This is a genomic window from Citrobacter sp. S46_ASV_140, assembly GCF_018919545.1.
GTDB lineage: Bacteria > Pseudomonadota > Gammaproteobacteria > Enterobacterales > Enterobacteriaceae > Citrobacter > Citrobacter braakii.
This window is the reverse complement of the sequence record NZ_JAHLRC010000107.1, coordinates 1-12036: the sequence shown is the minus strand read 5'-3', so window position 1 is coordinate 12036 and position 12036 is coordinate 1. Positions and strand designations below refer to the sequence as shown.

Here is a 12036-nt window from a genome sequence, read left to right as displayed (position 1 = left end):
AAGTAATACCGAGCGTAAAGATGACGAAAATCAGGAACATGACAATCGCCTGCCAGTTGGTTGGCTGGCGTTGGACTGCACCGCTAATAGCATCCGCCGCGTTTGCGGCGAAGGGCAGCGTGGCGGCAAGCGCCGTCAGGACTCTCTTCATGATGCTTTAACCTCGTGCAGAACCGCATTGTTCAGGCGGTCGAATTCACCGTTTGCCCGCCAGATATAGATCCCGGTCAGGATGAAGGAGATGAGGATCACACCGACCCCAATCGGAATACCCCGGGTGACGCTGGTTCCCGCGTGTAGCGGCGTACCCAGCCAGCCAGGCGCAAAGGCAATCAGTAAAATAAAGCTGATGTAAACTGCCAGCATGATGATGGACAGAATGGTGGCAAACCGTTGCCTTTTTTCAACTAACTCCCTGAAACGCGCACTGTCTTCTATCCGCTGATAAATAGAGTCATTCATCACAGAGTTCTCCAGAGGCCCCCTTCGTCTTTCACGTTGCAAGTGTGTTGGCCGCACTCGCCCACCTCAGTCACATAGTGAACTATGCTCCTGGGGATGCGCTCGCTTGCCGCCTTCCTGCAACGCGAAATCCTTTGGGGTGGGTTATTATATTTTCCCTCCCGGTCAGGGGAGGGGTAGGGGTAGGATTTGTAGGCCCGATAAGCCGTGCACCATCGGGCATTTCACGGTTATGGTTATGATGGCATCGCGATGGCCTGCTTCTCTTCGAGCAGTTTCTCTACCACGCCAGGATCGGCGAGGGTCGAGGTATCGCCCAGATTGCTGGTATCGCCCGCCGCGATTTTACGCAGAATACGGCGCATGATTTTGCCGGAGCGGGTTTTCGGCAGTGAGTCGGTCCAGTGCAGCACGTCTGGCGTTGCCAGCGGACCAATTTCTTTACGTACCCAGTTGCGAACCTCGGCGTACAGCTCAGGTGATGGCTCTTCGCCGTGATTCAGCGTGACGTAGGCGTAGATCGCCTGGCCTTTAATATTATGCGGAATACCCACCACCGCGGCCTCGGCAATCTTCGGATGCGACACCAGCGCCGATTCGATTTCTGCCGTTCCCAGACGGTGGCCAGAGACGTTCAGCACATCGTCCACACGACCGGTGATCCAGTAATAGCCATCTTCGTCACGACGCGCGCCGTCGCCGCTGAAGTACATATTCTTGAAGGTAGAAAAGTAGGTCTGCTCAAAGCGTTCGTGATCGCCAAACAGCGTTCTCGCCTGGCCCGGCCACGAGTCGGTAATCACCAGGTTGCCTTCGGTCGCGCCTTCCAGCGGATTACCCTCGTTATCGACAATCGCAGGCTGTACGCCAAAGAACGGACGGGTTGCGGAACCCGCTTTCAGCTCGGTGGCGCCCGGCAGCGGGGTGATCATGAATCCACCGGTTTCGGTCTGCCACCAGGTATCGACGACCGGGCATTTTTCGTTGCCGATCTTCTTCCAGTACCACTCCCATGCTTCCGGGTTAATCGGCTCGCCAACGGAACCCAGGATACGCAGCGAGGAGCGGTCAGTGCCTTCAATCGCTTTATCACCTTCTGCCATCAGGGCGCGGATGGCGGTCGGCGCGGTATACAGAATATTGACCTGGTGCTTGTCCACAACCTGCGACATACGCGCCGGGGTTGGCCAGTTTGGCACGCCTTCGAACATCAGCGTGGTTGCGCCGCAGGCCAACGGACCATACAGCAGGTAGCTGTGCCCGGTTACCCAACCCACGTCAGCAGTACACCAATAAATATCGCCCTGATGGTAGTCAAACACGTACTTAAAGGTGGTTGCGGCATAGACCAGATATCCGCCGGTGGTATGCAGTACGCCTTTTGGCTTGCCGGTTGAACCGGAGGTATAGAGGATAAACAGCGGATCTTCCGCGTTCATTTCTTCTGGCTGATGTTCCGGGCTGGCTTTCTCGATAAGATCGGACCACCACAGGTCACGGCCTTCCTGCCATTCCGTTTTTCCACCGGTACGTTTGAGGACGACCACATGTTCCACGGTTTTGACGTTCGGGTTTTTCAGCGCATCATCGACGTTCTTTTTCAGCGGGATAGCGCGGCCGGCGCGCACGCCTTCGTCGGCGGTGATCACCAGACGTGAATTGGAGTCGATGATACGTCCGGCGACGGCCTCTGGTGAGAAACCACCGAAGATGACCGAATGCACCGCGCCAATGCGGGCGCAAGCCAGCATAGCAACCGCCGCTTCCGGCACCATCGGCATATAAATGGCCACTACGTCGCCTTTTTTAATGCCTAAATCCAGTAGCGTATTGGCGAAACGGCAAACATCGCGATGCAGTTCGCGATAAGTAATGTTTTTGCTTTGGGTGGCGTCATCGCCTTCCCAGATGATGGCGGTGCGATCGCCATTTGCCTGTAAATGACGGTCAAGGCAGTTTGCGGCCAGGTTCAGGGTGCCGTCTTCGTACCATTTAATCGACACGTTGCCTGGTGCGAAGGAGGTGTTCTTCACCTGGCTGTACGGCTTGATCCAATCAAGTATCTTTCCCTGCTCGCCCCAAAATGTGTCGGGTTCGTTAACGGATTGCTGGTATTTCTCTTCGTACTGCTCCGGATTTATCAGGCAACGATCCGCAATGTTTGCGGGAATAGCGTGTTTATGTATTTGGCTCATGGCTTTTGTTCTCCTTGTAGGATGTTAATAATATGTCTCATAAACGTTAAATGTAGGGGCTTTGAGAGTTTTGTTTAGTATTTGCGCGGCAGATCACGCAATAAACGAATTGTGCAAATTAGCGGCAAACTTAATTTTGAAGGGAACTAGCAAAAATTGATTAAATCTCGCGATAACATGTAGTTATCTAAAGGATTATTGAAAAGGTGATCTATCTCTGAATTAGACAAAAGAGTGAGGAGTTAGAGGGGGTTTATAACTCTAAAGTGGTATTTTACATACACTTACAATTGATTAAAAACAACATTTTCAGTGTGGTTTCTTGTTACAAATAGGGTGGAGCAATGTCATGACAGTATTCGTGTGGTTGCTGTTATGGAAAACAATAAAAGAACCGCCATTGCAGATAATGGCGTCATCTGGATGAGACCCCTATGGCAAGGATAAAATCACGCGTACGCCGTTTCTTCAGCCTGTTATTACCTTTATTATTTATTTCTGCTGTTCACGCTGAACAAACTCCTGTACCCGCAAAAACCGTCACCGTTGAAGCGAAGAATGAAACCTTCGCTCCTCAGCATCCCGATCAATATCTCTCCTGGAAAGCCACGTCTGAGCAATCAGCCCGTGAAGATGCGCTGGCAGAAGATCCGCGTCTGGTGATCCTGTGGGCGGGATATCCATTCTCGCGCGATTACAACAAACCGCGTGGACACGCCTATGCCGTGACCGATGTACGTGAAACCTTACGTACCGGCGCACCAAAAACGGCTGAAGACGGCCCGCTGCCGATGGCCTGCTGGAGCTGTAAAAGCCCGGACGTAGCGCGTCTGATCCAGAAAGATGGTGAAGATGGCTACTTCCACGGTAAATGGGCGCGCGGCGGTCCGGAAATTGTTAACAACCTCGGCTGTGCAGATTGCCATAACACTGCGTCACCAGACTTCGCCAAAGGCAAGCCAGAGCTGACGCTGTCGCGTCCTTATGCAGAACGCGCGATGGAAGCAATCGGCAAACCGTTTGAGAAAGCCGGTCGCTTTGATCAGCAATCCATGGTCTGCGGTCAGTGCCACGTGGAATACTACTTCGACGGTAAAAACAAAGCCGTTAAGTTCCCGTGGGACGAGGGCATGAAAGTCGAGAACATGGAGAAATACTACGACACCATCGCCTTCTCTGACTGGACCAACTCCCTGTCGAAAACGCCGATGCTGAAAGCGCAGCACCCGGAATATGAAACCTGGAGCGCGGGCATTCACGGCAAGAACAACGTGACCTGTATCGACTGTCACATGCCGAAAGTGCAAAACGCGGAAGGCAAGATCTACACCGACCATAAGATTGGTAACCCGTTCGATAGCTTTGCTCAGACCTGTGCGAACTGCCACACCCAGGATAAAGCGTCCCTGCAAAAAGTGGTCGCCGAGCGTAAACAGGCTATTCATGACCTGAAAATCAAGGTTGAAGATCAGCTGGTTCATGCGCACTTCGAAGCGAAAGCTGCATGGGATGCGGGTGCGACTGAAGCGGAAATGAAGCCGATTCTGGAAGATATCCGTCACGCACAATGGCGCTGGGACCTGTCTATCGCCTCACACGGTATTCACATGCACGCTCCGGAAGAGGGTCTGCGGATGCTGGGTAGCGCCATGGATAAAGCCGCCGATGCGCGTACCAAACTGGTCCGTCTGCTGGCGACTAAAGGCATCACCCATGAAATCCCGTTACCGGATATCTCTACCAAAGAGAAAGCCCAGGCGGCGATTGGTCTGAACATGCAGCAAATCAATGCTGAGAAGCAGGACTTCATCAAAACGGTGATTCCGCAGTGGGAAGATCAGGCGCGTAAAAACGGTCTGTTAAGCCAATAACCCCATTTCGCCCCGTCAGGGGCGGATAACTCAACGGAGTGAATATGAGCGTATTACGTTCGTTATTAACTGCTGGGGTGCTGGCGTCAGGCTTGTTCTGGAGCCTGAGTGGAATCACTGCCACGCCAACGCCGCAGGAGTCGGATCAACGCTGGACGGTTACCCAACAGCGTAATCCGGATGCCGCCTGTCTGGATTGTCACAAGCCAGATACCGAAGGCATGCATGGTAAGCATGCAGAAGTCATCAACCCGAATAACAAACTGCCGGTCACCTGCACCAACTGTCACGGCCAGCCGTCACCGAACCACCGTGAAGGGGTGAAGGATGTGATGCGCTTTAATGAGCCGATGTACAACGTTGAACAGCAGAACAGCGTCTGTATGTCCTGCCACCTGCCTGAGCAGCTACAAAAAGCGTTCTGGCCACACGATGTCCACGTAACCAAAGTGGCGTGTGCCAGCTGTCACTCACTGCATCCGAAGCAAGACACGATGCAGACGCTAAGTGATAAAGGACGGATCAAGATTTGCGTCGATTGCCACAGCGATCAGCGTAACAATCCGAACTTTAACCCGGCGTCGGTTCCGTTGCTTAAGGAGCATCCATGAGTTGCTCTCGTCGCCAGTTTATCACCCGCGTCGGCGCGCTGGTGGCAGTGAGCGGGACGGCGGGACGCGTTGTGGCGAAGACGCTGAACATCAACGGCGTACGTTACGGTATGGTACATGATGAGTCACTATGCATCGGCTGTACGGCCTGCATGGATGCTTGTCGGGAAGTAAACAACGTGCCGGAAGGGGTATCGCGTCTGACGATTATTCGCAGCGAGCCGCAGGGGACGTTTCCTGATGTGAAGTATCGCTTCTTCCGTCATTCGTGCCAGCATTGCGACCATGCCCCCTGCGTTGACGTCTGCCCGACGGGGGCATCGTATCGCGATGCCGCCAGCGGTATTGTGGATGTGAACCCGGACCTTTGCGTTGGCTGCCAGTACTGTATCGCCGCGTGTCCTTATCGCGTGCGCTTTATCCATCCGGTTAGCAAAACGGCGGATAAATGCGATTTCTGTCGGAAAACCAATCTGAAAGCGGGCAAGCAGCCCGCCTGCGTTGAGTCGTGTCCGACGAAGGCGCTGACGTTTGGTAATCTGGACGATCCCAACAGCGATATCTCCCGCTTGTTGCTGCAGAAAACCACCTACCGTTACAAGCTGGCGTTGGGCACAAAACCGAAGGTCTACCGCGTTCCCTTTAAATTTGGGGAGGTGAGCCAATGACATCCGCTTCTGCATTTCATTTTGAATCACTGGTGTGGGACTGGCCCATTGCCATTTATCTGTTCCTGATTGGCATCTCCGCCGGACTGGTCACGCTGGCGATTCTGCTGCGTCGTTTCCATCCGGAGGCGGGCGGTTCTGACAGCACGCTGCTACGCACTACGCTGGTGTTAGGGCCGGGGGCGATTATCTTCGGTCTGCTGATTCTGGTGTTCCACCTGACGCGTCCATGGACCTTCTGGAAACTGATGTTCCACTACAGCTTCACTTCGGTGATGTCGATGGGGGTCATGTTGTTCCAGTTGTACATGGTGGTGCTGGTGCTGTGGCTGGCAAAAATCTTTGAAAAAGAGGTGATTGCTCTACAACAGCGCTGGCTGCCGCGATTAGGGATCGTACAGAAAATGCTGACGTTGATTGCGCCGTTTCATCGCGCGCTGGAGACGTTAATGCTGGTGCTGGCGGTCCTGCTCGGGGCGTACACCGGTTTTCTGCTGTCGGCGCTGAAATCCTACCCGTTCCTGAATAACCCGATCCTGCCGGTGCTGTTCCTGTTCTCCGGGATCTCCTCCGGCGCGGCGGTGGCGCTGATCGCCATGGCGTTACGTCATCGTAGCAATCCGCACAGTACCGAAGCGCACTTTGTGCATCGCATGGAAGTCCCGGTGGTATGGCTGGAGATCTTCCTGCTGGCGGCGTTTTTCGTCGGCCTGGCGCTGGGCGATGACGGCAAAATGCGCGCGCTGGCGGCGGCACTGGGCGGCGGATTCTGGACCTGGTGGTTCTGGCTGGGCGTGGCCGGGCTTGGGCTGATACTGCCGATGCTGCTAAAACCTTGGGCCAACCGCAGTTCGACGTTTCATGGCGTGCTGGCAGTGTGCTGTGCCAGCCTGACCGGCGTACTGCTGCTGCGCTTTTTTATTCTCTATGCGGGTCAGCTAACCGTTGCGTAAGGTGATATCTGGACGTTCTCCTTCCTGAAGCCGGTTTTCTGGCACTGTTGTTAAGCCTCGGGGTCAACGTGTTGACCCCGCTTGCCGTGCTGGTGGGTGTCCGCCAGCGCTGGCAAGGCGTAATGCGCCTGGCAAGCGTGGGCATGTGGACGCAATTTTCGCTGCTGCTGCTGGCCTTTGCCATTCTGATATTCTGCTTTCTGACCAGCGACTTTTCGGTGGTCTACGTTGCTCAGCATAGCTACAGCCTGCTGCCGTGGGGATTAAAACTGGCGGCGGTGTGGGGCGGGCATGAAGGATCGCTGCTGCTGTGGGTGCTGTTTCTTTCCGGCTGGAGCGCGCTGTTCGCCTTGCGCTATCGGCGTGATTCCGACCTGCTGTTTCCGTTAACGCTCAGCGTCCTCGCTTTGATAACGGCCCTGCTGCTGCTGTTTGTGGTGATATGGTCCGATCCGTTCGTGCGTATCTTCCCGCCAGCCATTGAAGGGCGCGACCTTAACCCGATGCTGCAACATCTCGGGTTAATCCTCCATCCGCCGCTGCTGTACCTGGGTTACGGTGGCTTGATGGTGGCGGCAGGCGTGGCGCTGGCCTCGCTGCTGCGCGGTGACTTTAATGCGCAGAGCGCCGGGGTGTGCTGGCGCTGGGCGCTGCCTGGCTGGTGTGCGCTGACGCTGGGGATTATCCTCGGCTCCTGGTGGGCTTACTGCGAGTTGGGCTGGGGCGGCTGGTGGTTCTGGGACCCGGTAGAAAATGCCTCCTTATTACCCTGGCTTTCCGCCAGTGCGCTGCTGCATAGTCTGTTCATCACGCGCCAACGTGGGATCTTCCGCCACTGGTCGCTGCTGCTGGCGATCGTCACGCTGATTTTATCGCTGCTGGGGACGCTGATTGTGCGTTCCGGCATTCTCGTTTCCGTGCACGCTTTTGCGCTGGATAACGTCCGCGCCACGCCGCTGTTCGCGCTGTTTACCGTATTGAGCCTGGCATCGCTCGGGCTGTACGCCTGGCGGGGACAGCAAGTCCGCCAGAATGCGCGTTTTGGCGGCTGGTCGCGCGAGATGCTGATTCTGGTCGCGCTATTACTTTTTTGCGCGGTGCTGCTGATTGTGCTGATTGGCACCCTTTACCCGATGATTTACGGGTTGTTCGGCTGGGGGCGGCTCTCCGTGGGCGCACCGTACTTTAACCGTGCTACGCTGCCCTTTGGCCTGCTGATGCTGCTGGTTATCGTGCTGGCGACGATCAGAAGCCGCAAAGTGTCTGTGCGTTGCCAGCTTCCGGCACTGCTGGCGCATGCCGGGGTGCTGGTGTTTGCGGCGGGGATCGTCTTTTCCAGCGGTAGTCGTCAGGAGATAAGCCTGAATCTGAGCCCCGGGCAGCAGGTGGAACTGGCGGGCTATATTTTTCGTTTTGAGCGTCTCGACCTGGAAGCAAAAGGTAACTACACCAGTGAAAAAGCGCAGATCACGCTGTGGCAAAATGAGAAACGCATTGGCAGCCTGCAGCCTGAAAGACGCTTCTATGCCGCGCGCCGTCAACAGATGATGGAGCCGGGGATCCGCTGGAATCTGATGCATGATTGGTATGCGGTAATCGGCGAAAAAACCGGACCGGACCGTTATGCCATGCGCTTGTACGTGCAGACCGGCGTGCGCTGGATTTGGGGCGGGGGACTGTTAATGGTCTTTGGTGCGCTGCTGAGCGGATGGCGAGGGAGAAAGCGCGATGCATAAACTAATCAACGCGTTGCCGGATGGCGGCGAACGGGGTGTGAAAACGGTAGGTCGGATAAGCGCAGCGCCATCCGGCAGAACATGTTTATTGTTAGCTATCATTTTGTTTTTCATCGCCTTCGCGACACATGCCCAGGTTGTGGACACATGGACTTTTGCCAACCCGCAACAACAGGAAAAAGCGTTGTCTATTGCCAGCCAACTGCGCTGTCCACAGTGTCAAAACCAAAACTTGCTGGAATCTAATGCGCCGGTAGCGGTCAGTATGCGCCACCAGGTTTATAGCATGGTGGCGGAAGGGAAAAGTGAAGCCGAGATAACGACGTGGATGACCGATCGCTACGGTGATTTTGTGCGCTACAACCCGCCGTTGAATGAGCAAACGCTGCTGCTGTGGGCGTTGCCGTGCCTGCTGTTATTACTGGTGGGCGTGGTGGTCTGGCGGGTGAGAAGGCGTCAGCGCGTAGAGGAGGATGTGCAATGAGCCAGTCCACCCATTCCCCTGCGCCGTTACGCCCACTCCCCGTGAAGTGGCTGACCGCTGCGACGGTGCTGATGGTTGTGGCCTGCATCGGAGGTTACCTGTTGACGCCAAAATGGCAGGCGGTGCGTCAGGAACAGACGCGGTTGGCGGACCCATTACATGCGTTCACCGATGAAAATGTTCAGGAAAAACAGCTGCTTTTGCTGCAATCGCAAATTCGTGCTAATCCACAGGACGGTGTGAAATGGGCGCAACTCGGTGAGTACTATCTTTGGCAAAACGCGTATCATAATGCGCTGCTGGCCTACGAGCAGGCGCTGCGTGTAGGGGGTGAAAATGCTGAGATCTATTCAGCGCTGGCAACGGTATTGTATTACCAGGCCGGGCAGCATATGACACCGCCCACTCGCGAGATGATTGATAAGGCTCTGGCGCTGGACCCGACAGAGGTCACTGCGCTGATGCTGTTAGCCTCAGATGCGTTTATGCAGGCAGACTACGCCCAGGCCATTTCAGTGTGGCAAAAAGTTATGGATTTAAACTCGCCGAGGGTGAACCGGGCACAGCTCATTGACTCTATTAATATGGCGAAGTTGTTGCAGAATCGGCAAAAATAAATTTGTTTCTTTTGTGATTGGTATCATTTGGCCTGTTTAAAAAACAGGCGAACGAACAAATGAGCAAAAAAAACTCACGCCATGACTTCTTCATTTTTGAACATATTAAAATTCTTTTATAACAAAAAGTTATTCATCAATACCCCGATAAAATTGCATTTTTATGCATAAATTCAGCTGAAGGCTCTGTTCCTGGAGGGTTGCGCGAGACAGTACGCAAATGATAATGATAATAAGCGTTAAAAAACTCCATAAACGAACGCAACACAATTCATACCCTTTCAGTATGTACTATTACCACACACCGCATGTGGAATAGCGCTCCATCGAGGAAGTCCGTTGTTATGAAAAATTTGAAAGTCAGCCTGGCATGGCAGATTCTGATCGCTATGGTGCTGGGCATTCTGCTGGGGAGTTACCTGCATTACCATAGTGACAGCCGTGAATGGCTGGTTGTAAACCTGCTGTCACCGGCGGGCGATATCTTTATCCATCTGATCAAAATGATCGTGGTGCCCATTGTCATCTCTACGCTGGTTGTCGGTATCGCCGGGGTCGGTGATGCAAAACAGCTGGGCCGTATTGGCGCCAAAACTATTATCTATTTCGAAGTAATCACCACCGTGGCGATTATCCTGGGTATCACGCTGGCGAATGTGTTCCAGCCAGGCACCGGGGTGGATATGTCGCAACTGGCGACCGTGGATATTTCGAAATATCAAAGCACGACCGCAGAAGTACAGAGCCACGCGCATGGCCTGATGGGGACAATTTTGTCACTGGTGCCAACCAACATCGTCGCATCGATGGCAAAAGGCGATATGCTGCCGATTATCTTCTTCTCGGTGCTGTTTGGTTTAGGTCTGTCTTCCCTGCCGGCAACTCACCGCGAGCCGTTGGTTACCGTATTTCGCTCTATTTCCGAAACCATGTTTAAAGTCACTCACATGGTTATGCGCTACGCGCCAGTCGGCGTTTTCGCGCTGATTGCCGTTACCGTCGCGAACTTCGGTTTTGCCTCCTTGTGGCCGCTGGCGAAGCTGGTGCTGTTGGTGCATTTCGCCATTCTGTTCTTCGCGCTGGTGGTGCTGGGGATCGTGGCGCGCATCTGCGGTTTGAGCATCTGGATCCTGATCCGCATTCTGAAAGACGAGCTGATTCTGGCTTACTCTACCGCCAGCTCCGAGAGCGTACTGCCGCGCATTATTGAGAAGATGGAAGCCTATGGCGCGCCAGCTTCAATCACCAGCTTTGTGGTGCCGACCGGCTACTCATTCAACCTTGATGGTTCAACTCTGTACCAGAGTATCGCCGCTATCTTTATCGCGCAGCTGTATGGTATCGACCTGTCGCTGTGGCAGGAAATCGTGCTGGTGCTGACGCTGATGGTGACCTCAAAAGGGATTGCGGGTGTGCCGGGCGTATCATTCGTGGTGCTGCTGGCTACGCTGGGCAGCGTGGGGATCCCACTGGAAGGCCTGGCGTTTATCGCCGGTGTTGACCGTATCCTCGACATGGCGCGTACCGCGCTGAACGTGGTGGGTAATGCGCTGGCGGTACTGGTTATCGCCAAGTGGGAACACAAATTTGACCGCAAGAAAGCGCTGGCCTATGAGCGCGACGTGCTGGGTAGATTTGATAAGACCGCTAATCAGTAATTCATGACAGCTTGCCGGATAAGCGTAGCGCCATCCGGCAATGCAAATCATTACCCGTTTGTTAACTTATCAAATTCTTCGCAGCCGGTATCGAATCCTTCCATACAGCTCAGATTCAGCCAGTGCAGCGCCTTCTGTTTATTCTTCACAATAAAACCCTGTTCACCGTTTAAGAACATCATCCCTGCCCAGTATTCGGAATAACCGGTACGGGAAATGGCTGAGCTTCGTTTGAAATACCACGTCGCTTTCTCATCGTCAGCGGGAATGCCCACGCCGTTGGCGTAAATCAGGCCGAGCAGCATTTGCGCGTCGACGGCGGAGTCATTTTCCAGGTCTTCGGAGGCGTTTTGCAGCAAGGTAATGGCTTTAGGGTAATCGGTACGTCCAGCCTGGGTGTTGACCAGAATCCGCGCCAGGGTAAGTTCTCCCGCTTTACTGCCTGCTTTGGCTGCTTTTTCCGCCAGCGTTTTAGCCTGGGGGTAATCCAGACTGACCGGATTCGTAATCTTGATTTGCGCCAGTAGCGCACAGGCGTCGGCATCGCCGTTGTCGGCGGCTTTTTGCGCCCAATACTCGGCTTTGCTCAAATCGCCCGAACTGAACCAGGTATCGGCAAGAAAGTACTGTGCGCGACGGTCCCCTGCCTCAGCGGCCTGCAAGTACTGGCTTCCTGGCTCAGTATCACTGGCATGGGCAAAGAATGTCATAAAGAACATCAATGCAATGAGTTGTTTCATTTTGAGTTTTATTTAGGGTACGGAATGAACAGTATAAAGAG

General features: G+C 54.2%; 10 protein-coding genes and 1 pseudogene. 7 read left to right on the top strand and 4 right to left on the bottom strand.

All coding sequences use genetic code 11. The features are described from left to right. The 3 genes from KQJ19_RS24070 to acs form a co-directional block, all read right to left on the bottom strand. The coding region (locus KQJ19_RS24070) for a hypothetical protein (protein ID WP_253296379.1) at positions 1 to 151 on the bottom strand (151 nt) is incomplete at its 3' end. After that, a complete protein-coding gene (locus KQJ19_RS19115) occupies positions 148 to 462 on the bottom strand; it encodes a DUF485 domain-containing protein (protein ID WP_016155370.1) in 315 nt (104 codons plus the stop codon). The genes KQJ19_RS19115 and KQJ19_RS24070, both read right to left, overlap by 4 nt. Before the next feature lie 236 nt (positions 463 to 698). Further along, the gene (acs, locus tag KQJ19_RS19110; RefSeq protein ID WP_016155371.1) at positions 699 to 2657 is read right to left on the bottom strand and encodes an acetate--CoA ligase; all 1959 of its coding nucleotides are present in this window, start codon (positions 2655 to 2657) and stop codon (positions 699 to 701) included. A 434-nt stretch (positions 2658 to 3091) separates the two neighbouring features. On the opposite strand from acs, the gene nrfA reads away from it, so the two are divergent. The 7 genes and pseudogenes from nrfA to gltP all read left to right on the top strand — a co-directional run bounded on the left by nrfA (position 3092) and on the right by gltP (position 11255). Beyond that, on the top strand, positions 3092 to 4528 hold the full coding sequence (nrfA, locus tag KQJ19_RS19105; protein ID WP_049282878.1) for an ammonia-forming nitrite reductase cytochrome c552 subunit: 1437 nt from the start codon (positions 3092 to 3094) through the stop codon (positions 4526 to 4528). Positions 4529 to 4572: 44 nt separating this feature from the next. Beyond that, positions 4573 to 5139 (top strand): cytochrome c nitrite reductase pentaheme subunit, encoded by a 567-nt coding sequence (gene nrfB, locus KQJ19_RS19100; RefSeq protein ID WP_005132587.1) that lies wholly within the window; start codon positions 4573 to 4575, stop codon positions 5137 to 5139. Then, positions 5136 to 5807: a cytochrome c nitrite reductase Fe-S protein gene (gene nrfC, locus KQJ19_RS19095; protein WP_016155373.1), complete on the top strand. Its 672-nt coding sequence runs from the start codon at positions 5136 to 5138 to the stop codon at positions 5805 to 5807. Before nrfB ends, nrfC begins: the two co-directional genes overlap by 4 nt. Further along, a complete protein-coding gene (nrfD, locus tag KQJ19_RS19090; RefSeq protein ID WP_103284321.1) occupies positions 5804 to 6760 on the top strand; it encodes a cytochrome c nitrite reductase subunit NrfD in 957 nt (318 codons plus the stop codon). The genes nrfC and nrfD overlap by 4 nt, the downstream gene beginning before the upstream one ends. An 8-nt stretch (positions 6761 to 6768) precedes the next feature. After that, a pseudogene (nrfF, locus tag KQJ19_RS19085) lies at positions 6769 to 8980 on the top strand (heme lyase NrfEFG subunit NrfF). Continuing rightward, positions 8977 to 9597 carry a heme lyase NrfEFG subunit NrfG gene (gene nrfG, locus KQJ19_RS19075; protein WP_047357723.1) on the top strand — a complete coding sequence of 207 codons (621 nt, stop codon included), beginning with the start codon at positions 8977 to 8979 and terminating at the stop codon, positions 9595 to 9597. Before nrfF ends, nrfG begins: the two are co-directional and overlap by 4 nt. Positions 9598 to 9941: 344 nt before the next feature. Continuing rightward, complete coding sequence (gltP, locus tag KQJ19_RS19070) at positions 9942 to 11255, top strand: glutamate/aspartate:proton symporter GltP (RefSeq protein ID WP_016155378.1); 1314 nt, start codon at positions 9942 to 9944, stop codon at positions 11253 to 11255. A gap of 50 nt (positions 11256 to 11305) precedes the next feature. On the opposite strand, the gene yjcO is transcribed toward gltP, so the two are convergent. Continuing rightward, a complete protein-coding gene (yjcO, locus tag KQJ19_RS19065) occupies positions 11306 to 11995 on the bottom strand; it encodes a Sel1 family TPR-like repeat protein YjcO (RefSeq protein ID WP_016155379.1) in 690 nt (229 codons plus the stop codon). Positions 11996 to 12036: the final 41 nt, after the last annotated feature.